This is a genomic window from Rhodococcus sp. 11-3 (assembly GCF_023704055.1).
GTDB lineage: Bacteria > Actinomycetota > Actinomycetes > Mycobacteriales > Mycobacteriaceae > Rhodococcus > Rhodococcus aetherivorans.
Window position 1 is genome coordinate 2,362,539 of record NZ_CP080406.1, and the last position, 25,839, is coordinate 2,388,377.

22 protein-coding genes, 1 tRNA gene and 1 pseudogene are annotated in these 25,839 nt (G+C 70.9%); 20 read left to right on the forward strand and 4 right to left on the reverse strand.

Annotated elements, in window-relative coordinates; translation table 11 throughout:
- Positions 1-52: 52 nt before the first annotated feature.
- The 7 genes and pseudogenes from cysD to KZJ41_RS11360 form a co-directional block, all read left to right on the forward strand.
- Positions 53-970, forward strand: coding sequence for a sulfate adenylyltransferase subunit CysD (gene cysD / locus KZJ41_RS11330; RefSeq protein WP_029542913.1), 918 nt, complete (start codon positions 53-55; stop codon positions 968-970).
- Entirely contained in the window at positions 970-2,805 is a 1,836-nt protein-coding gene (cysC, locus tag KZJ41_RS11335; RefSeq protein ID WP_251550785.1) for an adenylyl-sulfate kinase, read from the forward strand. The genes cysD and cysC overlap by 1 nt, the downstream gene beginning before the upstream one ends.
- The gene (locus KZJ41_RS11340; RefSeq protein WP_006940198.1) at positions 2,802-3,917 is read left to right on the forward strand and encodes a 3'(2'),5'-bisphosphate nucleotidase CysQ; all 1,116 of its coding nucleotides are present in this window, start codon (positions 2,802-2,804) and stop codon (positions 3,915-3,917) included. The genes cysC and KZJ41_RS11340 overlap by 4 nt, the downstream gene beginning before the upstream one ends.
- 53 nt (positions 3,918-3,970) lie before the next feature.
- A complete protein-coding gene (locus KZJ41_RS11345) occupies positions 3,971-4,966 on the forward strand; it encodes an MBL fold metallo-hydrolase (protein ID WP_043797217.1) in 996 nt (331 codons plus the stop codon).
- A gap of 13 nt (positions 4,967-4,979) precedes the next feature.
- Positions 4,980-5,360, forward strand: coding sequence for a limonene-1,2-epoxide hydrolase family protein (locus tag KZJ41_RS11350; RefSeq protein WP_006940201.1), 381 nt, complete (start codon positions 4,980-4,982; stop codon positions 5,358-5,360).
- 211 nt (positions 5,361-5,571) lie between these two features.
- On the forward strand, positions 5,572-5,805 hold the full coding sequence (locus KZJ41_RS11355) for a YbfB/YjiJ family MFS transporter (protein ID WP_251550788.1): 234 nt from the start codon (positions 5,572-5,574) through the stop codon (positions 5,803-5,805).
- A pseudogene (locus KZJ41_RS11360) lies at positions 5,793-6,686 on the forward strand (MFS transporter); the annotation flags it as partial. The gene KZJ41_RS11355 and the pseudogene KZJ41_RS11360, both read left to right, overlap by 13 nt.
- Positions 6,687-6,855: 169 nt before the next feature.
- Here KZJ41_RS11360 and KZJ41_RS11365 read toward each other — a convergent pair.
- Positions 6,856-6,931 (reverse strand) — tRNA-Arg (locus tag KZJ41_RS11365).
- A gap of 244 nt (positions 6,932-7,175) precedes the next feature.
- Here KZJ41_RS11365 and KZJ41_RS11370 point away from each other — a divergent pair.
- Positions 7,176-9,566: a phosphoketolase gene (locus KZJ41_RS11370; protein ID WP_251550790.1), complete on the forward strand. Its 2,391-nt coding sequence runs from the start codon at positions 7,176-7,178 to the stop codon at positions 9,564-9,566.
- Between the two features lie 78 nt (positions 9,567-9,644).
- Here the strand turns inward: KZJ41_RS11370 and KZJ41_RS11375 are convergent, their stop codons facing one another.
- Positions 9,645-10,355 carry a DUF305 domain-containing protein gene (locus tag KZJ41_RS11375; RefSeq protein WP_251550792.1) on the reverse strand — a complete coding sequence of 237 codons (711 nt, stop codon included), beginning with the start codon at positions 10,353-10,355 and terminating at the stop codon, positions 9,645-9,647.
- Between the two features lies 1 nt (position 10,356).
- The gene (locus KZJ41_RS11380) at positions 10,357-11,190 is read right to left on the reverse strand and encodes a DUF3105 domain-containing protein (RefSeq protein ID WP_006944388.1); all 834 of its coding nucleotides are present in this window, start codon (positions 11,188-11,190) and stop codon (positions 10,357-10,359) included.
- Between the two features lie 180 nt (positions 11,191-11,370).
- Between KZJ41_RS11380 and argS the strand changes: the two genes are divergently transcribed.
- From argS to prfA, 8 genes are all read left to right on the forward strand, one after another.
- Entirely contained in the window at positions 11,371-13,113 is a 1,743-nt protein-coding gene (argS, locus tag KZJ41_RS11385; protein ID WP_251550794.1) for an arginine--tRNA ligase, read from the forward strand.
- Entirely contained in the window at positions 13,110-14,531 is a 1,422-nt protein-coding gene (gene lysA, locus KZJ41_RS11390; protein WP_006944385.1) for a diaminopimelate decarboxylase, read from the forward strand. The genes argS and lysA overlap by 4 nt, the downstream gene beginning before the upstream one ends.
- On the forward strand, positions 14,528-15,853 hold the full coding sequence (locus KZJ41_RS11395) for a homoserine dehydrogenase (RefSeq protein ID WP_006944383.1): 1,326 nt from the start codon (positions 14,528-14,530) through the stop codon (positions 15,851-15,853). Before lysA ends, KZJ41_RS11395 begins: the two co-directional genes overlap by 4 nt.
- Positions 15,850-16,944: a threonine synthase gene (thrC, locus tag KZJ41_RS11400; protein WP_006944382.1), complete on the forward strand. Its 1,095-nt coding sequence runs from the start codon at positions 15,850-15,852 to the stop codon at positions 16,942-16,944. Before KZJ41_RS11395 ends, thrC begins: the two co-directional genes overlap by 4 nt.
- A 35-nt stretch (positions 16,945-16,979) precedes the next feature.
- Positions 16,980-17,909, forward strand: coding sequence for a homoserine kinase (thrB, locus tag KZJ41_RS11405; protein ID WP_029542933.1), 930 nt, complete (start codon positions 16,980-16,982; stop codon positions 17,907-17,909).
- 356 nt (positions 17,910-18,265) lie between these two features.
- Positions 18,266-20,230 (forward strand): transcription termination factor Rho, encoded by a 1,965-nt coding sequence (gene rho, locus KZJ41_RS11410; protein WP_251550796.1) that lies wholly within the window; start codon positions 18,266-18,268, stop codon positions 20,228-20,230.
- A 141-nt stretch (positions 20,231-20,371) separates the two neighbouring features.
- On the forward strand, positions 20,372-20,605 hold the full coding sequence (gene rpmE / locus KZJ41_RS11415; protein WP_006944378.1) for a 50S ribosomal protein L31: 234 nt from the start codon (positions 20,372-20,374) through the stop codon (positions 20,603-20,605).
- A gap of 111 nt (positions 20,606-20,716) precedes the next feature.
- Complete coding sequence (gene prfA / locus KZJ41_RS11420; protein WP_006944377.1) at positions 20,717-21,796, forward strand: peptide chain release factor 1; 1,080 nt, start codon at positions 20,717-20,719, stop codon at positions 21,794-21,796.
- 24 nt (positions 21,797-21,820) lie between these two features.
- On the opposite strand, the gene KZJ41_RS11425 is transcribed toward prfA, so the two are convergent.
- Positions 21,821-22,291 (reverse strand): hypothetical protein, encoded by a 471-nt coding sequence (locus KZJ41_RS11425; RefSeq protein ID WP_006944374.1) that lies wholly within the window; start codon positions 22,289-22,291, stop codon positions 21,821-21,823.
- Between the two features lie 119 nt (positions 22,292-22,410).
- On the opposite strand from KZJ41_RS11425, the gene prmC reads away from it, so the two are divergent.
- The 4 genes from prmC to KZJ41_RS11445 all read left to right on the forward strand — a co-directional run bounded on the left by prmC (position 22,411) and on the right by KZJ41_RS11445 (position 25,733).
- Positions 22,411-23,331 (forward strand): peptide chain release factor N(5)-glutamine methyltransferase, encoded by a 921-nt coding sequence (gene prmC / locus KZJ41_RS11430; protein WP_029542938.1) that lies wholly within the window; start codon positions 22,411-22,413, stop codon positions 23,329-23,331.
- 36 nt (positions 23,332-23,367) lie between these two features.
- Entirely contained in the window at positions 23,368-24,030 is a 663-nt protein-coding gene (locus KZJ41_RS11435; protein ID WP_029542940.1) for an L-threonylcarbamoyladenylate synthase, read from the forward strand.
- 18 nt (positions 24,031-24,048) lie between these two features.
- The gene (locus KZJ41_RS11440) at positions 24,049-25,254 is read left to right on the forward strand and encodes an MraY family glycosyltransferase (RefSeq protein WP_006944360.1); all 1,206 of its coding nucleotides are present in this window, start codon (positions 24,049-24,051) and stop codon (positions 25,252-25,254) included.
- Between the two features lie 62 nt (positions 25,255-25,316).
- Positions 25,317-25,733 carry a hypothetical protein gene (locus KZJ41_RS11445; protein WP_202917562.1) on the forward strand — a complete coding sequence of 139 codons (417 nt, stop codon included), beginning with the start codon at positions 25,317-25,319 and terminating at the stop codon, positions 25,731-25,733.
- Positions 25,734-25,839 lie beyond the last annotated feature (106 nt).

Consider the following 25,839-nt stretch of genomic DNA (forward strand, 5'->3'; position numbering starts at 1 on the left):
TTTCGACCGAGCCGGTACATATTTGGACCGGCGCTCGTGAGCTGGAGCCCCGATGACCCTCACGCCGTCGTACGAACTGTCCCTGCTGCGCGCGCTCGAGGCCGAGTCCGTGCACATCTTCCGGGAGGTGGCGGCCACCTTCGAACGTCCCGTGCTGCTCTTCTCCGGAGGCAAGGACTCCGCGGTGATGCTGCACGTGGCGGCCAAGGCGTTCTGGCCGGCGCCGATCCCGTTTCCGGTGCTGCACATCGACACCGGCCACAACTTCCCCGAGGTCCTCGCCTACCGCGACGCCGAGGCGGCCCGCCGGAGGGTGCGCCTGCTGGTCGCCTCGGTGCAGGACGACATCGACGCCGGCCGGGCCGTCGAGGACGTCGGCCCGCGCGCGAGCCGCAACCGGCTGCAGACCCGAACGCTGTTGCGCGCCATCCGCGAAGGCGGATTCGACGCGGTGTTCGGCGGCGCCCGCCGCGACGAGGAGAAGGCCCGCGCCAAGGAACGCGTGTTCTCCTTCCGCGACGAGTTCGGGCAGTGGGATCCCAAGGCGCAGCGTCCCGAACTGTGGCAGCTGTACAACGGCCGGCACCGCCGCGGTGAGCACATCCGCGTGTTCCCGCTGTCCAACTGGACCGAACTCGACGTCTGGAACTACATCCGCGACGAAGGCATCGAGCTGCCGTCGCTCTACTACGCCCATCGCCGCACCGTCGTCGAGCGCGACGGAATGCTGCTGGCGCTCAACGAGTTCCTCGCTCTGCTGCCGGACGACGAGCCGCGCGACGCGCTGGTGCGGTTCCGCACGGTGGGCGACGCCACCTGCACGGGGTGCGTCGAATCCGCCGCCGCCACCCCCGACGAGGTGGTCGCCGAGGTCGCCGTCAGCCGCGTCACCGAGCGCGGCGCCACCCGCGCCGACGACCGCATCTCCGAGGCCGGCATGGAAGACCGCAAGAAGGAGGGCTACTTCTGATGACCCGGTTGCTGCGCATCGCCACCGCCGGCAGCGTCGACGACGGCAAGTCCACGCTGATCGGCCGGTTGCTCCACGATTCCAAGGCCGTGCCCGAGGACCAGCTCGACGCCGTCACCCGCACCAGCCGCGAGCGCGGCATGGACACCCCCGATCTGGCGCTGCTCACCGACGGACTGCGGGCGGAGCGGGAACAGGGCATCACCATCGATGTCGCCCACCGCTACTTCTGTACCCCGCACCGCGCCTTCGTCGTCGCCGACACCCCCGGCCACGAGCAGTACACCCGGAACATGGTCACCGGCGCCTCGACCGCCGACCTCGCCCTCATTCTCGTCGACGCCCGCAAGGGCATCGTCGAGCAGACCCGCCGGCACGCCTTTCTCGCCAGCCTGCTCGGCGTCCCCCACCTCGTGCTGTGCGTCAACAAGATGGACCTGGTCGACTGGTCGCAACAGCGCTTCGACGAGATCTGCGCCGAATTCTCCTCGTTCGCAGCCAAACTCGACATCCACGACCTGACGTTCGTGCCGGTGTCGGCGCTGCTCGGCGACAACGTCGTCACGCGCACCACCACCATGACCTGGTACGAGGGCGCCTCGTTGCTGCACCGTCTCGAGCAGGTGCACATCGACTCCGATCGCAACCTCATCGACGCGCGATTCCCCGTCCAGTACGTGCTCCGCCCCGGTCACGGGGAGCACCGCGACTTCCGCGGCTACGCCGGCACCGTCGCGAGCGGGGCGTTCGCCCCCGGCGACGAGGTGGTGGTGCTGCCCTCGGGCTACGGCACGCGTGTGCGCGCCGTCCACGGACCGGGCGGCGACCCGGTGCCGAGCGCCTTCGCGGGCAGCGCCGTGTGCCTCGAACTCGAGGACGACCTCGACGTGGGCCGCGGTGACATGCTGTGCCGCCCGGGGAACCGCCCGCTCGTCGGGCACGAGCTCGACGCGATGGTGTGCTGGCTCGCCGAGGGCCCGGGTCTCGCACCCGACGCCACCTACACCCTGCTGCACACCACCAACGCCACCGCCGCGCACGTGGTGCGGCTCGACTACCGGCTCGACGTCACCACCCTCCACCGCGACGGGACGGCACGATCGCTGACCCTCAACGAGATCGGACGGGTGCAGCTGCGGACCCGCCGTCCCGTGCTGTTCGACCCCTACCGGCGCAACCGGACCACCGGCAGCTTCGTGCTCGTCGACGACGCGACCGGCAGCACCGTCGCCGCCGGGATGATCACCGGACCCACCCTCGCCGCCGCCCCCGTCGTGTGGCACGCGGCGGAGGCGACCCGCGCCGAACGCCTCTCGCGCGGCGCGACGGTGTGGCTGACCGGCCTGTCGGCGTCGGGCAAGTCCGCCGTCGCCGCGGCGCTCGAGCGGCGCCTGCTCGCGGCCGGTGTCCCGGCCTACCGGCTCGACGGCGACAACCTGCGCCACGGCCTCAACGCCGACCTCGGCTTCGGGCCGCGGGACCGCGCGGAGAACGTCCGGCGCGTCGGCGCGGTGGCGCAGCTGATGGCCGACGCGGGCCTGGTGACGATCTGCGCGCTCATCAGCCCGTACCGGTCCGACCGGGACCGGATCCGCGAGCAGCACCGGGAGGCCGGGCTGCCGTTCCTCGAGGTGTTCGTCGACACCCCGCTCGCCGACTGCGAGGCCCGCGATCCGAAGGGCATGTACGCCCGGGCCCGGGCCGGGGAGATCACCGGGTTCACCGGTATCGACGACCCCTACGAGGCGCCCACCCGGCCGGACCTGGTGCTGCGGCCGCAGGACGGCGATCCGGTCGCGCAGGCCGGGCTGGTCATGGAATTGTTGGCCCCATGACCGATGACGCCGCCCTCGCCGCCGAGATCGCCACCGCTGCAGGCGAACTGTTGCTGACCGTCCGCGCGGCCGAGGCCGACACGCTCACCGGTCGCGAACTCGGCCGCCGCGGCGACCGCGCCGCCGATACGTACATCCTCGAGCGGCTCGCCGCCGAGCGCCCCGGCGACGCGGTGCTCTCGGAGGAATCCGCCGACGATCCGGTGCGGGTGCACGCGAAGCGGGTGTGGATCGTCGACCCGTTGGACGGGTCCAAGGAGTACGGCATGCCGGACCACGAGGACTGGGCCGTGCACGTCGCGTTGTGGGAGGCCGGCAGGGGTATCACCGCCGCCGCCGTCGCTCAGCCGGCCGTCGGTGCCGTCTACGGCACCGACGACGTCCGTCCCGCCGAACTGCGGCCGCTGGCCGGCCGACGGCCCCGGATCGTCGTCAGCGGCAGCCGGCCGCCGGCCTTCGTCGCCGACGTCGCCCGGGCCGTCGGCGCCCACGTGGTGCGGATGGGTTCGGCCGGGGCCAAGGCCATGGCGGTGGTGCGTGGCGACGTCGATGCCTACGTGCACGCCGGCGGGCAGTGGGAGTGGGACTCCGCGGCGCCGGTGGGGGTCGCGCAGGCGGCGGGGCTGTACTGCGCCCGCATCGACGGCAGCGAGCTCGAGTACAACCGCCCCCACCCCTACATGCCGGACCTGGTGATCTGCCGGCCGGACTGGGCGCCGACCCTGATGGCCGCGATCGCCGAGCATGCCGGCGCGCCCACCGACAGCGCCCGCGTCGCCATGGCCCGCTCCTACATCCGCTCCCTCGTCGGACACGACGCATCACACGTGCGGCTCGCGGCCGACGCGTGGCGGGTCGAGAACGGCGTGCGCACCGGCGACAGCGGCGTCGAGATCCGCGACCGGCTCGAGCAGGGCCCCGAGTACCGCTCGATCCGTCGTGTGCGGGAGCTGACGTTTCGCGAGTGGGACGACAACGTCGTCGCGCGGTTCCTGCTCGACCTCGACGCCGGCGACGGCACCCTCACCGTGGCGGTCACCGAGCACTTCGCCATCCCAGCGGGGGAGATCCGGTCGATCATGGCGATCATCGAGCCGCACGAACCCAAATAGTTTACTGTTTGTGTTCATTGAATGGCTAACGATCGAGTAGCTCGGAGGACCCCATGGACCACGCCCGCGACATCGGCGACGGCATCTACCGCATCCCCGTACCGGTGAGCGACCTGCCGGTCGGCGACACCCAGGTGTATGCGATGGAGTCGCCGCGCGGGCTGGTCCTCGTCGACGTGGGCTGGAACGACGACACGTCCTGGGCCGCGCTGCAGGACGGCCTCGCCGCCGTCGGCGCCTCCGTCGCGGACGTCGAGGGGGTCGTCGTCACCCACTTCCATCCCGACCACGTCGGTCTGACCGGCCGGATCCGGGAGGCGTCGGGCTGCTGGGTCGGCATGCACGAGGACGACTTCGGCCAGCTCGAGCTCATGATCTCCGGCGACGGCAACGCCGAGTGGGAGGCCGAGCAGTGGCGCCGCGCCGGCGCCCCGGACGACGAGATCACCACCTACCTCGACCGGGTGAACGGGGAACGCGCAACCGGCAAGCCCGACGTCCATCCCGACCGCAAGCTCGCCACCGACGAACGGATCACGCTCGCCGGCCGCACCCTGCGCACAGTGTTCACCCCCGGGCACACCCCCGGCCACGCCTGCTTCTACATCGAGGAGCACGACATCCTCTTCAGCGGCGACCACGTCCTCGCCACCACGACCCCGCACGTGGGCGACTTCGATTTCCCCCTCCCCGAACGCGACGCCCTCGGCGAATTCATCGACTCCCTGCGCGCCGTCGGCACGCTCCCGGCCCGGCGCACCCTGCCCGCGCACCGGCAGCCGATCGACGACCTCGCGGCCCGCACCGACGCGCTCGTCGAGCACCACGAGCGACGCCTCGACGATCTGTACGCGGCGTTCGGCGACGAGGAGCTGACGCTGTGGCAGGCTGCCGAGCGGATGACGTGGTACCGCCCCTGGGACCAGACTCCGCCCACGGGCAAGCAGATGGCGCTGTCCGAGGCCTCGGCGCACGTGCGGCACCTCATCGAGAGAGGCCGGGCGCGCCGGGTCCCGGGCACCGATCCGGCGCGCTTCGCCCGGGCCTGACGGAAGGAACCGCATGACCCCCGACGAGCTCGTCACCGAATTCTGCCGCCGTTGGGCCGATCCCGACCCGGCCGTGCTCGCGTCCTACTTCACCGACGACGCCGTCTACCACAACATCCCGATGGAACCGGTGCGCGGGCGCGCGGCGATCGAGGAGTTCATCGCCGGGTTCGTCGCCTCGTTCGGCGGCATCGATTTCCGCATCCGGCACCAGGCTGTCCACGGCGGCGTGGTGCTCAACGAGCGGGTCGACGTGTTCACGCTCGGGGGACGGACCGTCGAACTGCCGGTGATGGGGACTTTCGAGGTCGTCGACGGCAGGATCGCCGGCTGGCGCGACTACTTCGACATGGCGCCGATCACCGAGGCCGCCCAGCAGGATCCGGCGGACTGACACCCGGTCTCGCGGTCGTCGGCCGCAGGTGACCGAGTTGATCCGGCCGTGGGAGAGTCGGTGCATGCACGCAGTGAGTGCCGATGCTCCCGGGAGTCGGGCCGAGGTCCGTGACGTAGCCGGGCCCACGGCATGAAGGGGAATTCATGACGCTCTCCCCAGGCGGGCGGATCGGCCTGGCCGGAGCTGCGGTGGTCGGAGTCGCTTCGGCATGGCCCGCTACGCCTACGGCCTGACACTGCCCGATATCCGGGAAGACCTGCGGCTCTCCGAGCTGGTGCTCGGCCTCGTCGCCAGCGCAACGTTTGCGGGCTACCTGGCCGGTCTGTTGCTCGCCGCGGCTCGCCGCTCGCCGCGGCTCGCCGCTCGCCGCGGCTCGCCGCTCGCCGCGGGTCGCGCGCGCCGACGACAGCGGGCGGGGCCTGCGGCGCTGCGGGGGCGGTGATCGTGACTTTCGCGCAGTCCCCGGGGCTGCTTGCCGTCGGTGTCGTTTTGGCCGGCAGCGCCGGTGGCTGGGTCTGGGCGCCTTACTCCGACATAGTGACGCGATCGGTGCCCTCGCGGCAGCAGCCCCGAGCGTTGGCGATCATCACCACCGGCACCAGCGGCGGACTGGTGCTGCTGGGCGCGCTGGCCGTCCTGGCTGCGGTGGGCTTGTGGCGCCTGGTGTGGGCCGGCATCGCCCTCGCTGCCGTGGCCGCCGCACTCGTGAACCTGCGCCTGGTGCCGCGGACCGGGTCGGCCCCACGTCCGGAGGGGCGAGCCGGTGCCTCCTCGCTGGTGGCAGCGCTTCGGGTCCCGGTAGCCTACTCCGTTGTCTACTTCGCGGTCGTGGTCGTCTACTTCACCTATGCCGCCGACGTCCTGGACAGCGGCACCCTCCCGGCGGCGGCCGTCCCGGCTCTCTACGCGGCCCTCGGTCTCACCGGCATGGTGGGGGTGGCGACCGGAACCCTCGGGCAGCGACTGGGCAGCGTCCGGGTCGCCGCGCTGTGCCTTGCAACGGTCGGTGCGGCGCTGGTGCTGCTCGGGCTGGCAGGTGGCTCCGTAGCCGCGACCGCACCCTCGGCGGGCATCTTCGGCATGGGGTACATGACAGGATCCGCGGTGCTCGCGGTCTGGACCGCCGAGCTGGTACCCGAGCGCGCCGGTGCGGCGTTCACAGCCTGCCTGGTCGTGGGAGCCCTCAGCTCGGTCGCAGCACGCCGGTGCCGCGATACCCGCCCTCGGTCTGGGGTCGCTGCTCGTCGTCACCGCGGCGGTGTCACTGCTCAGCGCGGTGGCGCTGATGCTGTACGGGTTCTCGCACGGGGTGGCAGTCGGTGACATCGGACGATGAACACAGAATCTCTGGGCGTGGACGATGCGCACATCCTGCTTCGTGACGAGTCCGCGTTTCACAACACCTGGTCTCGACGTCCTGCCGCTCTGCGCCAGGTCCGGGCCGCAGAACGGGAACGGCCCCGCGTCGCACTGCGACGCGGGGCCGTTCCCGTGGTGCCCTCGGCAGGATTCGAACCTGCGACTTCTTGCTCCGGAGGCAAGCGCTCTATCCCCTGAGCTACGAGGGCGTTCCGGACTCCACCGGTTGCTCGGTGGGGCGGGAGTTAGCGTAGCGCATTGTCGGCGATACGCCACATCGCCTGGTCGGAGGGGGTTTCTCCGGCGCTCGTCGGGTGTCCGGCAGGCACGGATGCGCCGTCCGGGAGGAACTCTTCGGCGAGTGTTTCCCGGAACGGCCGGCGTGGGCCACCCGCCCGGGGCAGGCTCGAACCCGAGACCGGACCACACCGCACCCGCAGGAGAGGACCGTACGTGGACGCAGGACCCGACACGGCAACTCGGACCGGACCGCTGAGCTCCGAGGAGCTCGCCGCGCTCGACACCTGGTGGCGAGCCGCGAACTACCTGTCGGTGGGGCAGATCTACCTCATGGGCAACCCCCTGCTGCGCGAGCCGTTGCGTCCCGAGCACATCAAGCCCCGGCTGCTCGGACACTGGGGCACCACCCCGGGGCTGAACTTCGTCTACGCCCACCTCAACCGGGCCATCGTCGCCCGCGAGCTGGACATGATGTACGTGATGGGCCCCGGCCACGGCGGGCCCGGGCCGGTCGCCGCAGCCTGGCTCGAGGGCACCTACAGCGAGATCTACCCCGACGTGTCCCAGGATGCGGACGGCATGGCCCGGCTGTTCACCCAGTTCTCGTTCCCCGGGGGGATTCCCAGCCACGTCGCCCCCGAGACGCCCGGATCCATCCACGAGGGCGGCGAGCTCGGGTACGCCCTGTCGCACGCCTACGGGGCCGCGTTCGACAATGCGGACCTGATCGTCGCTGCCGTGGTGGGTGACGGCGAGGCCGAGACCGGCCCGCTGGCCACCAGCTGGCACTCCACCAAGTTCGTCGACCCGCGCCGGGACGGCGCCGTGCTGCCGATCCTGCACCTGAACGGGTACAAGATCGCCAATCCGACCGTCCTCGCCCGCATCGAACACGAGGAACTCGAGCACCTGCTCCGCGGCTACGGCCACGATCCGGTATTCGTCGAGGGCTCCGATCCCGAGCGCATGCACCAGGCGTTCGCGGCGGCCCTGGACCACTGCGTCGATGCGATCCTCGAGATCCGGCGCCGCGCCCGCCGCGACGGGGTCACCGAGCGACCGCGCTGGCCGATGATCGTGCTGCGTTCCCCGAAGGGCTGGACCGGACCGAAGGAGGTCGACGGTCTCCCGGTCGAAGGGTACTGGCGCTCGCACCAGGTGCCCTTCGCCAATGCCCGCGACGACGAAAGCCACCGCAAGATTCTCGAGGAGTGGCTGCGCAGTTACCGGCCCGAGGAACTGTTCGACGACCACGGTGCCCCCGTGCCCGCGATCCGCGACCTGCACCCGGCGGGGGAGCGGCGGATGAGCGCCAACCCCCATGCCAACGGCGGGCCGCTCGTACGAGACCTGGCGTTGCCGGACTTCCGCGACTACGCCGTGCCGGTCGAGGCGCCCGGTACCGGCAGCGTCGAATCGACCCGCGTGCTCGGTACCTTCCTGCGCGACGTCATGCGCGAGAACGCGACCACCTTCCGTGTGTTCTCCCCGGACGAGAACAACTCCAACCGGCTCGGTCCCGTCCTCGAGGCCACCGCACGCACCTGGAACGCCCGCATCCTGCCCACCGACGACCGGCTCGCCCCCGACGGGCGGGTGATGGAGATCCTGTCCGAGCACACCTGCCAGGGCTGGCTCGAGGGCTATCTGCTGACCGGCCGGCACGGCTTCTTCTCCTGCTACGAGGCCTTCGTCCACATCGTCGACTCGATGTTCAACCAGCACGCCAAGTGGCTGCGCACCACCAACGGCATCGACTGGCGCCGGCCGATCCCGTCGCTGAACTACCTGCTCACCTCGCACGTGTGGCGGCAGGACCACAACGGCTTCTCGCACCAGGACCCGGGCTTCATCGACCACGTGGTCAACAAGAAGGCCGATGTCATCCGCGTGTACCTGCCGCCGGACGCGAACACCCTGCTGTCGGTGGCCGACCACTGCCTGCGCACCCGGCAGTACGTCAACGTGATCGTCGCCGGCAAGCAACCGCAGCTGCAGTACCTCGATATGGATGCGGCAATCGTGCACTGCACCAAGGGAATCGGGATCTGGGACTGGGCGGGTACCGACAAGGGGGTCGAACCCGACGTGGTGCTCGGCTGCGCCGGCGACGTGCCCACCATGGAAGCCCTCGCCGCCGTGGAGATCCTGCTCGAATGGTTCCCCGACCTGAAGATCCGCGTCGTGAACGTCGTGGATCTGATGCGGCTGCAGGACCACACGGAGCATCCGCACGGACTGTCGGACCGCGAATTCGACTCGCTGTTCACCACGGACAAGCCGGTGATCTTCGCCTACCACGGCTACCCGTGGCTGATCCACCGCCTGACGTACCGGCGTACCAACCACGACAACATCCATGTGCGCGGGTACAAGGAGGAGGGCACCACCACCACGCCGTTCGACATGTGCGTGCTCAACCAGATCGACCGGTTCGACCTCGCCATGGACGTCGTCGACCGGGTGCCCCGTCTGCATCCGATCTCCGCATACGCGCGCGAGCACCTGAAGAACCGGCTGGTCGAGCACCACCAGTTCATCCGCACCCACGGTGAGGACATGCCCGACATCCGCGACTGGGAGTGGGGCCGGGCCGGACGGTAGACACCGACGGGGGACCCGGCGGTAGACACCGACGGGGGACGGCCCGGTGGGCCGTCCCCCGTCCGCGGGTCCGGTCGGTCAGTTCATCGGCAGCGGCTGCGCGCCTCGCTCCGCCAGCATCGACGTCATGAGCTCCGACTCGCTGGTCTGGGTGTCGACCATCGTCTGCGCCAGGGTCCGTACCGCCGGCTGGCCCGCGTACTGCGCGCCGTACTCCATCATCGGCAGCCCGCCCTCGTGGTGGCGCAGCATCAGCTGCAGGAACAGCACGTCGAGTTCCGGGCCGGTGGCGCGGCGCAGGTTCGCCAGGTCCTCGGACGTCGCCATGCCGGGCATCCGGCCGGCGCCGCCGCCGTCGGAGTGGCTCGTGCTCCCGTGGTCGTGGCCGGACTCCTCGGTCATCCACGTCATGTAGTCACCGGTGGGCAGCAGCGGCTGCCCCCACAGCGACAGCCAGCCCTGCATCTGCCCGACCTGGTTCTGCTGGGTGGTGAGGATGTCGTACGCGAGGTTGCGCACCCGCTGGTCGCCCGACACCGTCAACGCGACGGTGGCCATCTCGATCGCCTGGCTGTGGTGGACGGTCATGTCCTGGGCGAATCCCACGTCGACGGAGCCGGCGGCCGGCGTCGCCGGCGGCGAGTCCTCGAGCGGGATGCGGGCGAGGAACCCGAGCAGGAAACCGATCGCGACGGCGGCGACGAGACCGAGGATCAGCAGCGCCCTGCGTCGGCCCACCTCCTGGGGGGTGGGAGTCCCCTGGGCGGTGGGAGCGGAATCGTGCGTCACGTCAGCTCCCCGCCGGGGCCTGCATGTCGGCCGGCACCTGCTCGGTGCCGTCCACCGTGCCGCCGTCCATCGGCACCGCGTCCGGACCGGGGGCGGAGGGATCGAACGGCGGCGGATTGCTCGGGTCGTACGAGCCGGGCAGCGTGGAGCAGCTCGCGCCGACCTCCGGGTAGGCGTAGCGGTTCAGCCGCAGCGACGCGATGAAGTGGTCGATCCGCTCGTCGTCGGCGGCGTCCACCTTCAGCTGATGCCCCCACGACTGCAGGGCGATCGGAGCGTCGAGGCCCGGGTACGGCGACATCATCAGGTAGGACTTGCCGTCCACCTTCGCCGCGAGCGCGTCGACGCCCGCCTGGTCGACCAGGTCGGGGTTGTACGTGATCCACACCGCGCCGTGCTCGAGCGAGTGCACGGCGTTCTCGGTGCGGATCGCCTCCGGGTACACGGTGCCGGTGCACGTGGCCCAGATCGCGTCGTGCGGCCCGCCGAACGGCGGGCTCTGGTCGTACGCGACGCGCTGCGTGGACCCGATGTGCTGACCGGCGGGGTAGTCGACCGTCACGACCCCCTCGATCGCAGTCGACGGGTCCTGATTCGACTCGGACGGCGTCCACTCCGCGAGCGCCTGGGAGTCCTGGTACTTCGGGATGATGCTGGCGGCGATGACCGCGACCAGCGCGACCACCGCGACCACGCCGCCGATCAGAAGCCACGGAATCTGCCGCTGCTTGGGCAGGCCGCGACCGCCGCTCTTCTTCTGGGCGGCCTTGATCGCCTTCGCAGACTTGGCACCGGACTTCTTGCCGGAACCGCCACTTACCGAACCGCTGGGCATCGTTGGGTGCTCTTTCGACGGATGGACAACAGAGGGCGCACGACGCTCGGTCCGCGCGTGCTCTGTCAACTCTACGGGCGGGCGGCGGGCAGGCATCCCCGCGGCGGGCGGGCCGTGACCGCGACAACAGGCCGGACCGGCGTCACGCCGGGTGGGACGGAGCCAATAGGATAGAGACCCGTGACTCCTGCCGACCTTGCCGAATTGCTCCACGGAACCGCTGCGAGGGTGCTCGCCGAGCGCGACCTCGACGTGTCCGTCCTGCCCGAGACCCTGACGGTCGAGCGGCCGCGCAACCCGGAGCACGGCGACTACGCGACCAACGTCGCGATGCAGGTCGCGAAGAGGGCCGGCGTCAACCCGCGGGAACTCGCGGGCTGGCTCGCCGAGGCCCTCACCGCCGCCGACGGCATCGAGTCCGCCGAGGTGGCCGGCCCGGGCTTCCTGAACATCCGCCTCGCCGCCGACGCCCAGGGCGCGATCGTCGCCCAGGTGCTCACCGAGGGCGCCGCGTACGGCAACTCGGACGCGCTGGCCGGAACCCGCATCAACCTCGAGTTCGTCTCCGCGAACCCCACGGGGCCCATCCACCTCGGCGGCACCCGCTGGGCCGCGGTCGGCGACGCCCTCGGCCGGATCCTCACCACGCAGGGCGGCGACGTCACCCGCGAGTACTACTTCAACGACCACGGCGCCCAGATCGACCGGTTCACGCGCTCGTTGATCGCCGCGGCACAGGGGCAGCCCGCGCCGGAGGACGGCTACGCCGGCGCGTACATCGCCGACATCGCGCAGGCCGTGCTGCAGCAGCGCCCGGATGCGCTCGCGCTGCCCGAAGAGGAGCGGCACGAGGTGTTCCGCTCGATCGGCGTCGAACTGATGTTCGCGCACATCAAGCGCACCCTGCACGAGTTCGGTGTCGACTTCGACGTGTACTTCCACGAGAACTCCCTGTTCGAGTCCGGCGCCGTGGAGAAGGCCGTCGAGACACTCAAGACCTCCGGGAGCCTGTACCACCAGGACGGCGCGTGGTGGCTCAAGAGCACCGACTTCGGCGACGACAAGGACCGCGTCGTCATCAAGAGCGACGGCAACGCCGCCTACATCGCCGGTGACATCGCCTACTTCCAGGACAAGCGGTCGCGCGGCTTCGACCTGTGCATCTACATGCTCGGCGCGGACCACCACGGCTACATCGGCCGGCTCAAGGCCGCGGCCGCCGCGTTCGGCGACGACCCGGACACCGTCGAGGTGATGATCGGGCAGATGGTCAACCTCGTGCGCGGCGGCGTCGCCGTGAAGATGAGCAAGCGCGCCGGCACGGTCATCACCCTCGACGACCTCGTCGAGGCGATCGGCGTGGACGCCGCCCGCTACGCGCTGGTGCGCTCGTCGGTGGACCAGAGCATCGACATCGACCTCGAGCTGTGGGCCAGCACCACCAACGAGAACCCGGTCTACTACGTCCAGTACGCGCACGCCCGGCTCTCGTCCATCGCCCGGGGCGCCGCCGAGCTCGGTCTCGGCGCCGAGAACACCGCCGAGCTCGGTCTCGGCGCCGAGAACACCGCCGAGCTCGGTCTCGGCGTCGAGAACACCGCCGAGCTCGGTCTCGGCGCCGAGAACACCGACCTGGCCCTGCTCACCCACGAGCGCGAGGGCGACCTGATCCGCACGATCGGCGAGTACCCGCGCGTCCTCGCCAAGGCCGCCGAACTGCGGGAACCGCACCGCGTCGCGCGGTACCTCGAGGAACTCGCCGGCACCTACCACCGCTTCTACGACTCCTGCCGCATCCTGCCGCAGGGCGACGAGGAGCCCGGCCCGCTGCACGCGGCGCGGCTCGCGCTGTGCGCGGCGACCCGTCAGGTGCTGGCCAACGGGCTCGGACTGCTCGGCGTGAGCGCCCCGGAGCGGATGTGAACGCGCACCCCGCCGGTCCCCGGCACGCCGAGATCCCGCACGCACCGGGCCTGACCGAGCGGCCCGCGAACGCCGGCGAGCTGAACCTGCTGCACCCGAACGTGTGGCCCCGCAACGCGCGGCGCGGCGACGACGGCGTCGTGACGATCGCCGGCGTGCCCGTCACCGAACTCGCGGAGAGATACGGCACCCCGCTCTTCGTCGTCGACGAGGACGACTTCCGCTCCCGGTGCCGGGACATCGCGGCCGCGTTCGGGCCGGGCGCGAAGGTGCACTACGCGTCGAAGGCGTTCCTGTGCACCGAGATCGCGCGCTGGGTCGAGCAGGAGGGCCTGTCCCTCGACGTCTCGACCGGCGGTGAGCTCGCCGTCGCGCTGCGCGCCGGCTTCCCGGCGGGGAAGATCGCCATGCACGGCAACAACAAGTCCGTGGCCGAGCTGCGGACCGCCGTCGCCGCAGGCGTCGGGCACATCGTCCTGGACTCCATGTCGGAGATCGACCTGCTCGACGCGGTCGCCGCCGAACTCGACGTCGTGCAGGACGTGCTGATCCGCGTCACGGTCGGCGTCGAGGCGCACACCCACGAGTTCATCTCCACCGCGCACGAGGACCAGAAGTTCGGGCTGTCCCTGGCCGGCGGGGTGGCCATGGCCGCGGTCCGCAAGGTGTTCGCGAGCGATCACCTGCGCCTGGTCGGCCTGCACAGCCACATCGGCTCGCAGATCTTCGACGTCGACGGGTTCGAGCTCGCCGCGCACCGGGTCATCGGCCTGCTGCGCGATGCCGTCCACGAATTCGGCGTCGACAAGACCGCGCAGATGAACATCGTCGACCTCGGCGGCGGCCTCGGCATCTCCTACGTGCCCAGCGACGACCCGCCGCCCGTGGAGGAACTCGCTGCCAAGCTGCGGCACATCGTGCAGACCGAGTCCGCACTCGCCGGCCTGCCCGAGCCGACGCTCGCGGTCGAGCCCGGACGCGCGATCGCCGGCCCCGGCACCGTGACCCTCTACGAGGTGGGCACCATCAAGGACGTCGCGGTGGGGGCTCACCAGGCACGCCGCTACATCAGCGTCGACGGCGGCATGAGCGACAACATCCGCACCTCCCTGTACCAGGCCGAGTACGAGGCCCGCCTGGTGTCGCGGTCCAGCGACGCGGAGCCCGTCGTGTCCCGCGTCGTCGGCAAGCACTGCGAGAGCGGCGACATCGTCATCCGCGACGCCTGGATGCCCGCCGACCTCGAAGCCGGCGACCTGTTGGCCGTCGCCGCGACCGGTGCATACTGCTACTCGATGTCCAGCAGGTACAACCTGCTGCCCCGGCCCGCCGTCGTGGCGGTCAAGGACGGCGCCGCCCGCGTCGTCCTGCGTCGGGAAACCGTGGAAGATCTGCTCAGCTTGGAGGTTACGGAGTGACGACCGAAGCGGTGACCAACGAACCGGGGCAGCGCCCGATCGGTGTGGCTGTGCTCGGGCACGGCACCGTCGGAGCCGAGGTCGTGCGCATCATCCGCGACGATGCCACAGATCTCGAGGCGCGCATCGGCGCGCCGCTCGAGCTGCGGGGCGTGGCCGTGCGCACCGTCCGCGACGACCGCGGCATCCCGCAGGACCTGCTCACCACGGACGCCGAGGGCCTGATCGCCCGCGACGACGTCGACATCGTGGTGGAGGTCATCGGCGGCATCGAACTGCCGCGCAAGCTCGTCCGCACGGCCCTGGACTCGGGCAAATCCGTGGTCACCGCCAACAAGGCCCTGCTCGCTGAGTACACGGGCGAGCTCGCCGAGGCCGCCGAGGCCAAGCGCGTGGACCTGTACTTCGAGGCGGCCGTCGCCGGCGCCATCCCGGTCATCCGGCCCCTCACCCAGTCCCTCGCCGGTGACAAGGTGAACCGGGTCCTCGGCATCGTCAACGGCACCACCAACTACATCCTCTCGGCCATGGACGAGACCGGCGCCGACTACGCCGAGACCCTCGCCGAGGCGGTCCGGCTCGGATACGCCGAGGCCGACCCGACGGCCGACGTCGAGGGCTTCGACGCCGCGTCCAAAGCTGCGATCCTGGCCTCGATCGCCTTCCACACCCGCGTCACCGCCGGCGACGTCTACCGCGAGGGCATCTCGAAGATCACCGCCGCCGACCTGACCACCGCGCGGGCGCTGAACTGCACCGTCAAGCTGCTGGCCATCTGCGAGCGGATCACCACCGACGGCAAGGACCGGGTCTCGGCGCGCGTCTATCCGGCCCTGGTGCCGCGCGAGCATCCCCTCGCCGCCGTCAACGGTGCGTTCAACGCGGTCGTCGTCGAGGCCGAGGCATCGGGCCGTCTGATGTTCTACGGCCAGGGTGCCGGCGGTTCGCCCACCGCCTCCGCGGTGATGGGCGACCTCGTGATGGCCGCCCGCAACCGGGTGCACGGGGGCCGGGGCCCGCGCGAATCACGGTACGCCGACCTCGAGATCGCCCCGATGAGCGACATCGTCACCCGCTACTACGTCAACCTGCAGGTCGCGGACCGGGCCGGCGTGCTCTCGGCGGTGGCCGCGGAGTTCGCCAAGCGGGACGTGAGCATCGCCGCCGTGCGCCAGGAGGGCGCCGGCGACGGAGCCCGCCTGGTGGTGCTGACCCATTGCGCCACCGACAAGGCGCTGTCGGACACCGTCGCAGCGCTCGACCAACTCGAATCCGTGATCGCTGTGACCAGCGTCCTGAGACTGGAGGGATCCGCCGAATGAGCGCGCCCGAGAAGAACACCGCCACCCCCGTGCACACCCCGTGGCCGGGTCTGATCGAGGCGTACCGTGACCGGCTCCCGATCGGCGAAAACTGGAAGACCATCACCCTCCGCGAGGGCGGCACCCCGCTGCTGCCCGCGGCGCACCTGTCGGAACTGACCGGTTGCGAGGTGCACCTGAAGGTCGAGGGCCTGAACCCGACCGGCTCGTTCAAGGACCGCGGCATGACGATGGCCGTCACCGACGCCCTCGCCCGCGGCCAGCAGGCCGTGCTGTGCGCCTCCACCGGCAACACCTCCGCCTCGGCGGCCGCATACGCCGTCAAGGCCGGCATGGGCTGCGCGGTGCTCGTGCCGGACGGCAAGATCGCGATGGGCAAGCTGGCCCAGGCGGTCATGTACGGCGCGAAGATCATCCAGGTCCAGGGCAACTTCGACGACTGTCTCGAGCTCGCCCGCAAGACCACCGCCGAGTTCCCCACCATCGGGCTGGTGAACTCCGTCAACCCCGTGCGCATCGAGGGGCAGAAGACGGCGGCGTTCGAGATCGCCGACGCGCTCGGCGACGCCCCCGACGTGCACGTGCTGCCCGTCGGCAACGCCGGCAACATCACCGCCTACTGGCGCGGCTACACCGAGTACTTCGCGGACGGCCTCACCACCCGCAAGCCGCGCATGCTCGGCGTCCAGGCCGCGGGCGCGGCACCGCTGGTGCACGGCGCCCCCGTCAAGGACCCCGAGACCATCGCCACCGCCATCCGCATCGGCGCCCCGGCGTCGTGGAACGGGGCGATGACCGCCAAGGAGGAGTCCGGCGGCGCGTTCCGGGCGGCCACCGACGAGGAGATCCTCGAGGCGTACCGGCTCGTCGCCGCCACCGAAGGCGTGTTCGTCGAACCGGCGTCCGCCGCGTCGATCGCCGGTCTGCTCGCCGCCCGCAAGGAGGGCTGGCTCGATTCCGGGCTGAAGGTCGTGTGCACCGTCACCGGCAACGGCCTGAAGGATCCCGACACGGCGCTGCTCGGGATGCCGCAGGTGGAGCCGATCCCGGTCGATCCGGTCGCTGTGGCCGCGGCGCTCGAGCTGGCCTAGTGACCGCCGCGCCCTCCTCCGTTGGGAAAGACGACATGACGCAGACGCTGCCCGTAGGGATCTCCGTGACCGCCCGGGTCCCGGCCTCGAGCGCGAATCTGGGCCCCGGTTTCGATTCGCTCGGGCTGGCCGTCGGGTTGTACGACGAGATCACGGTCACCACAACCGCATCGGGCCTCGAGGTGCGCGTCGAGGGCGAGGGCGCCGAAGAGGTGCCGTGGGGACCGTCGCACCTGGTGGTGCGGGCGGTCGAGCGTGGCCTCGAGGCCGCCGGAGTGTGGGCCGACGGCCTGGACGTGTTGTGCCGCAACGTTATTCCGCACTCGCGCGGCCTCGGCTCCTCGGCCTCGGCGGTCGTCGGAGGCCTGGCGGCCGCCAACGGGCTGGTGCGCAAGGTGGCTCCGGAGCGCGTGCTCGACGAGGCGCAACTCGTCCAGCTCGCCTCCGAATTCGAGGGCCACCCGGACAATGCCTCCGCCAGCATCCTCGGCGGCGCGGTCGTGTCGTGGAGCGAGTCGGTCGTCGGCGACGAACAGCGCACCTACCGCGCGGTGCCCCTCACGGTCCACCCGGCGATCCGGGTCGTCGTGCTGGTGCCGTCGTCGCGCTCGTCCACCGCGCACACCCGCGGGCTGCTCCCCGATCTGGTGCCGCACCGCGACGCGGCGTTCAACGTCAGCCGCGCGGCGCTGGCCGTCGTCGCCCTCACCGAGCGGCCGGACCTGCTGATGCCGGCGACGGAGGACCTGCTGCACCAGGCGCAGCGCGCCCCGGCCCTGCCGCTGACCACCAAGTGGATCGCCGCCCTGCGCGCGGCGGGCATTCCCGCCGCGGTCTCCGGTGCCGGCCCCACGGTCCTCGCCCTCACGACCGAGTCGTTCCCCGCGGACCTGCGCGCGGCCGCGGAGGCCGACGACATGACCGTGCTCGAACTCGACGTCGCGGACGGCGTGCAGGTCGTGTGAGCGAGCCCGAACCTCTCGAGTCGGGCGCGAACCCCCGGGCGACGCGCCCGGGGGCTTCTTCTTGCTCAACGTACAGTTCGTCGCTATTCTGTGCTTAGTCCGCACGTCGTGCGTTTCAGTCGCTGGCTTTTCCAGGGCATTCACTCCAGATCCATCGGGGCGATCGATCCTGGATCGATCCTCACCTGACCTCGTTTCGGGGAGATGGACCGACCGCACCTGCCGGAGGATGGCGTGATGGCGGACGTGCCGACCGTTCGATCCGTGAACACGTACGGCAATCCCAGATCGACGCAAGATCTGCGGAACGAACCCTCGACTCTGCGTGGCGCGAGTGAGGGAAGGAAAGGATCTCCGTGACAGATACGGACCTGATCGCTACGCCTGTTCTCGATACCACGGATTCGTCCGCGGGAGCGCAGGCCACCGATCCTGCACAGACTGCACCGCGTGCCGGGGGGCGGCGTGGCGCCGGTCTCTCCGGCATGGTGCTGGCCGAGCTGCGGACTCTCGCGGCCGAACTCGGCATCAAGGGAACCTCCGGGATGCGCAAGGGCGATCTCATCGCCGCGATCAAGGAGCGTCAGGGCGGCGGAGCCGCCGAGACGGCTCCTGCGCCGGAACAGCCGGCCCGGCCCGTCCGGGCTCGTCGCGCCCGTGGTGCCGCCCAGGACGCGGCCCCGGCCGACACCGCCGCCCCCGCCGCCGAGCCGGCCCAGGCGCGGCCCGCCGCGACGACGGCGCCCGAGCAGCCCGCCGAGGCGGCGGAGCAGCCCGCCGAGGGCGAGGCCGAGGGTGGCCGCCGGGGTCGTCAGCGTCGCGGTCGCCGAGGTGGCGACCAGGCCGCCGAGACGACCACCGCCGAGGCCCCGAAGGACGCCGCTGAGGCGCGGACCGACGAGAAGCCGCGCGCCGAGGAGAAGACCGAGGAGAAGGCCGAGCCGTCCGACGGCGGTCGGCGCGAGCGCGGTCAGCGCGACGGCCAGCGCGACCAGGGGGAACGCCGCCGCGAGGACCGTGGTCAGGGCCCCCGTCAGGACGGCCGCGACGGCCGGGGTGGCGAGGACGACGAGGACGGCCGCGGGCGCCGCGGGCGCCGCTTCCGTGAGCGTCGTCGCGGACGTGACCGCGGCGAGGCCGGCGGTGACACACGCGAGCCCGAGATCCGCGAGGACGACGTCCTGCAGCCGGTCGCCGGCATCCTCGACGTCCTGGACAACTACGCGTTCGTCCGGACCTCCGGGTACCTGGCCGGCCCCAACGACGTGTACGTCTCGATGAACATGGTGCGCAAGAACGGTCTGCGCCGGGGCGACGCCATCACCGGTGCGGTCCGCGTGCCGCGCGAGGGGGAGCAGGGCAACCAGCGCCAGAAGTTCAACCCGCTGGTCCGGCTCGACACGGTCAACGGCGGCGACGTCGAGGCCGCCAAGCGCCGCCCGGAGTTCAACAAGCTCACCCCGCTGTACCCGAACCAGCGGCTGCGGCTCGAGACCACCCCGAACATCCTGACCACCCGCGTGATCGACCTGATCATGCCGATCGGCAAGGGCCAGCGTGCCCTGATCGTCTCGCCGCCTAAGGCCGGCAAGACGACGGTGATGCAGGACATCGCGAACGCGATCACGACCAACAACCCCGAGTGCTACCTCATGGTCGTGCTGGTGGACGAGCGGCCCGAAGAGGTCACCGACATGCAGCGCTCGGTCAAGGGCGAGGTCATCGCCTCGACCTTCGACCGGCCGCCGTCGGACCACACGTCGGTCGCCGAGCTTGCGATCGAGCGGGCCAAGCGGCTCGTCGAGCAGGGCCGCGACGTGGTCGTCCTGCTCGACTCGATCACGCGCCTCGGCCGCGCGTACAACAACTCGTCGCCGGCGTCGGGCCGCATCCTCTCCGGTGGTGTCGACTCGACCGCCCTGTACCCGCCGAAGCGGTTCCTGGGCGCGGCTCGCAACATCGAGAACGGCGGCTCGCTCACCATCATCGCCACGGCCATGGTGGAGACGGGTTCGACGGGCGACACGGTGATCTTCGAGGAGTTCAAGGGCACCGGCAACGCCGAGCTCAAGCTCGACCGCAAGATCGCCGAGCGGCGCGTGTTCCCGGCGGTGGACGTCAACCCCTCCGGTACGCGCAAGGACGAGTTGCTGATGAGCCCCGACGAGTTCGCGGTGGTGCACAAACTGCGCCGCGTGCTCTCCGGTCTGGACTCGCACCAGGCCATCGATCTGCTCATCGACCGGCTCAAGAAGAGCAAGAGCAACATCGAGTTCCTCCTGCAGGTGTCGAAGACGGCACCGGGAGCGCTCGACGACTGATCGCCGCGGCAGCGGCGCCGCATGCCCGGGGGCGGAATTTCTTCCCCCGGGCATGCGTTTGGCATAATCGAACAGCTCAGTCCGGTCCCGGTTCACGTCTCCGATCCGCGGAGGCGACCCGGCGGCCACGAAAGGGACACCATGAAGGCAGGAATCCACCCGAACTACGTGACGACCACCGTCGTCTGCGGTTGCGGGAACACGTTCGAGACGCGCAGCACCGCAGAGTCGGGACGGATCACCGTCGAGGTCTGCTCGCAGTGCCACCCGTTCTACACGGGCAAGCAGAAGATCCTCGACACCGGCGGACGCGTCGCCCGCTTCGAGGCCCGCTACGGCAAGCGCGACACCAAGAAGGCTGCTGCCGACAAGTAGCTGTCTCGCCGACGCCCGGTTCTGTCTCAGCAACAGACCGGGCGTCGGCCTTTTTCCATCCCGATCCGGGCGCGGCACGGATCGGCACGACGGACGAGTGGAGCGAATCACATGGCGGGGCAGACCAAGCCGTCGGCCATCGACGACATCCTGGCCGAACACGCCGGTCTCGAGCAGCAGCTGTCCGATCCGGCGCTGCACAACGACCCGGCGACGGCCCGCAAGGTCGGCAAGCGGTTCGCCGAGCTCGCTCCCGTCATGGCCACCTACACCAAGCTGCGGGCCGCGCGCGACGATCTCGAGGCCGCGCGTGAGCTCGCCGCGGACGACGCCGCCTTCGCGACCGAGATTCCCGCCCTCGAGGAGCGGGTGAGCGAACTCGACAAGGCCCTCACCGACCTGCTCGCCCCGCGCGATCCGCACGACGGCGACGACGTGGTGCTCGAGGTCAAGTCGGGGGAGGGCGGTGAGGAGTCCGCGCTGTTCGCCGCCGACCTCGCCCGCATGTACATCCGGTACGCCGAGCGCGCCGGCTGGCGCGTGGAGGTCCTCGGCGCGACCATCTCCGACCTCGGCGGTTACAAGGACGCGACGCTGTCGATCAAGTCGAAGAGCGATGTGCGCGACGGCGTCTGGTCGCGCCTGAAGTTCGAGGGGGGCGTGCACCGCGTCCAGCGTGTCCCCGTCACCGAGTCCCAGGGCCGGGTGCACACCTCGGCGGCCGGCGTGTTCATCTACCCCGAGCCGGACGAGGTGGAGGAGGTCCAGATCGACGAGTCGGACCTGCGCATCGACGTGTACCGCTCCTCCGGCAAGGGTGGTCAGGGTGTCAACACCACCGACTCGGCGGTGCGCATCACGCACCTGCCCACCGGCATCGTCGTCACGTGCCAGAACGAGCGGTCCCAGCTGCAGAACAAGGCACGGGCGATGCAGGTGCTCGCCGCGCGGCTGCAGGCCGCGGCGGAGGAGGCCGCCGAGGCGGAGGCCTCCGCGGGCCGGGCCAGCCAGGTGCGCACGGTGGACCGCTCCGAGCGCATCCGCACCTACAACTTTCCCGAGAACCGGATCACCGATCACCGCATCGGCTTCAAGGCCCACAACCTCGATGGTGTGCTCGACGGCGACATGGACGCCCTGCTCGACGCCCTGGGCAAGGCCGACCGGGAGGCCCGGCTCGCCGCGGAGTGACGCCGTGAGCCGGGCCCCGGGCGGCTACTGCGCGGTCTCGCCGGGTTCGTCGCCCGGATCGTCGTCCCCGGGCACCTGCGAGATGTCGATGCCGGGAAGCAGGAAGCAGCTCTCGCCCTTCGCGTTCTGATGCGGTCCCCACACGGCGGACACGACGGTGCCCGGCCCGGTGTTCAGCAGCGCGACCGGGACGTCGCTGCTCTGCGGTGTCGCGGTCAACGAGGCGCCCCCCGTCTGCCAGGTGGCCGTGTTGACCCAGCCCACCTGACCGTTCTGCGCCTTCTGCTCGCCGACGGCGAAGAACAGCCGACCCTCCTCGAGGGCGTCGCTGTCCGTCTCGGTCACGCTGTGGATCGGCGCGACGTAGCTGCAGAGCAGCGGCGTGGGTTGGACGTCGATCGGCGATGCGGAGGCAAGTCCGGGCGCTGCGAGGCTGCCGGCGGCTCCGAGCGCGACGACGGCCGCTGCCCGAACCGCGAATCCCGACTTCGTCACAGGAAGATCCTTCCGTAGTTCCGTAGTGCTGCCTGACACGGACGATCTCGATCATGCCGCAGACCGGATGCGTGACCTGTCCGTTTCCGTGTGGTGACCGGCATGGCAGTCTGTACGCCGTGACTCGTCAACCCCTGCGCCTGGCGATCCTCGAAGCGGTGTCGGTGCTCGAGGAAGCCGGTGTCCCCAGCCCGCGTGTGGACGCCGAGCTGCTCGCCGCGCATCTGCTCGGCATCGAGCGCACCCGTCTCGGGCTCGTGCCGCTCGTCGACCCCGCCATGGTCGACGCGTACCGCGCGATGATCGCGCAGCGTGCCAAGCGGATCCCGCTGCAGTACATCACCGGCAGCACGGGGATGGGGGAGATCGACATCGAGGTCGGCCCCGGCGTCTTCGTCCCGCGGCCCGAGACCGAGCTGCTGCTGGCCTGGGCCTTGGCGTACCTGGAAGGACTCCAGGAGCATCCGCCGGTGGTGCTCGACCTGTGCACCGGCTCGGGCGCCCTCGCGCTGGCCGTTGCGCACGCCCGGCCCGACGCGGTCGTCCACGCCGTCGAACTCGAGCCCCACGCCCTGGCCTGGGCGCGGCGGAACGCGGAACGCTGCGCGGCGGCGGGGGACACGCCGATCCTCCTGCATCAGGGCGACGTGACGGACCGCAACCTGCTCACCTCGCTCGAGGGCCGGGTCGACATCGTGGTGTCGAATCCGCCCTACATTCCCGAGGGCACCGACCTCCCGCCCGAGGTGATCGAGCACGACCCGCACTCGGCGCTGTTCGGCGGTCCCGACGGGCTGTCGGTGATCAAGCCGATGGTGTCGAACATTGCCCGCTGGCTGCGGATCGGCGGTGCCGTCGGCGTCGAGCACGACGACACGAACGGTGCCCAGGTCGCGGAGCTGTTCGCGCAGCGCCGCGTGTTCGGTGACGTGACCGAGCACCCCGATCTGGCGGGCCGGCCGCGGTTCGTCGTCGCCCGCCGGGTGCCGACCGACGTGGAGGCGCGGCGCGGCGGATCCCAGGGCGGGACGGGTGTGTGATGCCGGACACGTTCGCGGCAGTGGAAGGATGAACCCGTGAGCACCGTCTACGACTGCAGTCGCCCCGATTCCCGCGCCGCCGGTCTGACCGCCGCCAAGGGTGCGCTCAAGGCCGGACGGCTCGTCGTCGTGCCCACGGACACGGTGTACGGGATCGCGGCGGATGCCTTCGACAGCGATGCGGTGACCAGTCTGCTGCGCGCCAAGGGCCGGGGCCGGGACATGCCGGTGCCGGTGCTGGTCGGCTCGTGGAACACGATCGACGGCCTGGTGAACACCGTTCGTCCGCAGGCGCGGGAACTCATCCGTGCCTTCTGGCCCGGCGGTCTCAGTCTCGTTGTGCACCAAGCGCCCTCGCTCGCATGGGACCTGGGGGACACGCGCGGCACCGTGATGCTGCGCATGCCGTTGCACCCCGTTGTGCTCGAGTTGCTGCGCGAGGTGGGCCCGCTGGCCGTGTCGAGCGCGAACGTCTCCGGCCGTCCGCCGGCCACCACGGTGGACGAGGCGCGCACCCAGCTCGGCGGGTCGGCGAGCGTGTACCTCGACGGCGGACCGGCCGAACACGCCGTCGCCTCCACCATCGTCGACCTGACCGCCGACCGGCCCCGCGTGCTGCGCGAGGGCGCCGTGGCGGTCGAGGACATCGCGGAGGTGCTGGGCGAGGACCCGGCGCAGCTGCGTGCCGGCGGGGAGTGACGGCGGGGACCGGGCGAAGTGACTGCCGCCGACACGGCATCCCTGGTGCTGGCCCAGTCGGGCCGCGGCGCCGGCGTGCCCATCCGTGAGCTGCTGCTCGTGCTCCTCACCGCCGCGGTCGTCACCTTCCTCTCGACCGGGGCCGTGCGGATCGCCGCGATCCGGTTCGGTGCCGTCGCGGTGCCCCGGGACCGCGACGTGCACGTCCAGCCGACGCCACGGCTCGGCGGCGTCGGCATGTACATCGGGCTGGTGGCGGGCCTGCTGTTCGCCCAGCAGCTGCCGGCGCTGACCAGAGGCTTCGAGTACACCCCCGACATGGGTGCGGCGCTGGTGTCGGGCACCATCATCGTGATCGTCGGGATCATCGACGACCGTTGGGGACTCGACGCCCTGACCAAGTTCGTCGGGCAGGTCACGGCGGCGGGCGTGCTCGTCGTGATGGGCGTGAGCTGGATCGTCATCTACGAGCCGTTCGGCGGCAGCACCCTCATCCTCGACCAGTTGCAGGCGGGGCTGTTCACCGTGCTGGTCGCGGTGGTGATGATCAACGCGATGAACTTCGTCGACGGCCTCGACGGGCTCGCGGCCGGCCTGGGACTGATCGCAGCCGTCGCGATCTGTGCGTTCTCCGTCGGGCTGTTGCACGACCAGGGCGGCGACGTCAGCGCGTATCCGCCCGCCCTGATCGCCGCGGCCCTCGCCGGCGCCTGCCTCGGCTTCCTGCCGCACAACTTCCAGCCGGCCCGGATCTTCATGGGCGACTCCGGATCGATGCTGATCGGCCTGATGCTGGCGGCGACCTCGACGAGCGCGTCGGGACGCATCCCCCTGGCCGCCTACGGCACCCGCGACCTGCTCGGCCTGCTCTCCCCGCTGATCCTCGTCGGGGCTGTCATGTTCATCCCCATTCTCGACCTGCTGCTGGCGATCGTCCGGCGCACCCGGGCCGGGGTCAGCCCCTTCAGTCCCGACAAGATGCACCTGCATCACCGGTTGCTGCAGATCGGGCACTCGCACCGCCGGGTGGTGCTGCTGATCTACCTGTGGGTCGGGGTGCTCGCGTTCGGGGCCGTCGGCTCCTCCCTGCTCGACCGGCGGGCCGTCGTGCTGCTCGTGGCGGGCGGACTGGTGTTCGCGCTGGTCGTCACGGCGGTGCCGTCGCTGCGTCACGAGGACGCCGACCGTCCCCGGCGACGTTGGGGCCGGCGCCGGGTCCGTTAGGCTTGATTCCCGTGACCTCCCCGGATCGGCCCCTGCCCGCCCTGCCCGACTCTTCCGCGCCGATGCGCGCCGCCGTCCGCTACGGCGTGCTCGGACTGATCGCACTGACGGTCGTCGCGACGGTGATCGGCGGCCTCGTCGCCGGCCTGCCGGGCGTGTGGGGCGCGCTGATCGGCGCGGCCGTGGGAGGGGGGTTCATTCTCTTCACCGCTCTCGGCGTGCTGCTCACCGCCCGGCTCCCGGCGACGACGGCGGGCGCGGTGCTGCTGGGCACCTGGCTGCTCAAGTTGATCCTCGCGATCGTGGTGATGATGCTGCTCAAGCCGCTCGATTTCTACGACAAGGGTGCGCTGGTGCTCACCATCGTCTTCGCGCTGCTCATCGTCCTGGGGGCCGAGACCTACGGTGTGCTGTCGCAGCGGGCGCTGTACGTGGAGCCTGCCGGTAGCGCTGAGCAGGGGAACAACGACGAGCGGTAGTACCGCCGTTGTCAATGACCTGGCGGTACGGGCACCCGCCTACACAACGTCGTAGAAGTGTTGATAAGGTCGTCCCAAGCGAGTGCGACTGCCTGCGATTCCGGAG

Coding starts and splice junctions, on each gene's coding strand:
- cysD (WP_029542913.1), top strand. CDS start 53: ATGACCCTCACGCCGTCGTACGAACTGTCCCTGCTGCGCGCGCTCGAG.
- cysC (WP_251550785.1), top strand. CDS start 970: ATGACCCGGTTGCTGCGCATCGCCACCGCCGGCAGCGTCGACGACGGC.
- KZJ41_RS11340 (WP_006940198.1), top strand. CDS start 2,802: ATGACCGATGACGCCGCCCTCGCCGCCGAGATCGCCACCGCTGCAGGC.
- KZJ41_RS11345 (WP_043797217.1), top strand. CDS start 3,971: ATGGACCACGCCCGCGACATCGGCGACGGCATCTACCGCATCCCCGTA.
- KZJ41_RS11350 (WP_006940201.1), top strand. CDS start 4,980: ATGACCCCCGACGAGCTCGTCACCGAATTCTGCCGCCGTTGGGCCGAT.
- KZJ41_RS11355 (WP_251550788.1), top strand. CDS start 5,572: ATGGCCCGCTACGCCTACGGCCTGACACTGCCCGATATCCGGGAAGAC.
- KZJ41_RS11380 (WP_006944388.1), bottom strand. CDS start 11,190: ATGCCCAGCGGTTCGGTAAGTGGCGGTTCCGGCAAGAAGTCCGGTGCC.
- thrC (WP_006944382.1), top strand. CDS start 15,850: ATGAGCGCGCCCGAGAAGAACACCGCCACCCCCGTGCACACCCCGTGG.
- thrB (WP_029542933.1), top strand. CDS start 16,980: ATGACGCAGACGCTGCCCGTAGGGATCTCCGTGACCGCCCGGGTCCCG.
- rpmE (WP_006944378.1), top strand. CDS start 20,372: ATGAAGGCAGGAATCCACCCGAACTACGTGACGACCACCGTCGTCTGC.
- prfA (WP_006944377.1), top strand. CDS start 20,717: ATGGCGGGGCAGACCAAGCCGTCGGCCATCGACGACATCCTGGCCGAA.
- KZJ41_RS11445 (WP_202917562.1), top strand. CDS start 25,317: ATGCGCGCCGCCGTCCGCTACGGCGTGCTCGGACTGATCGCACTGACG.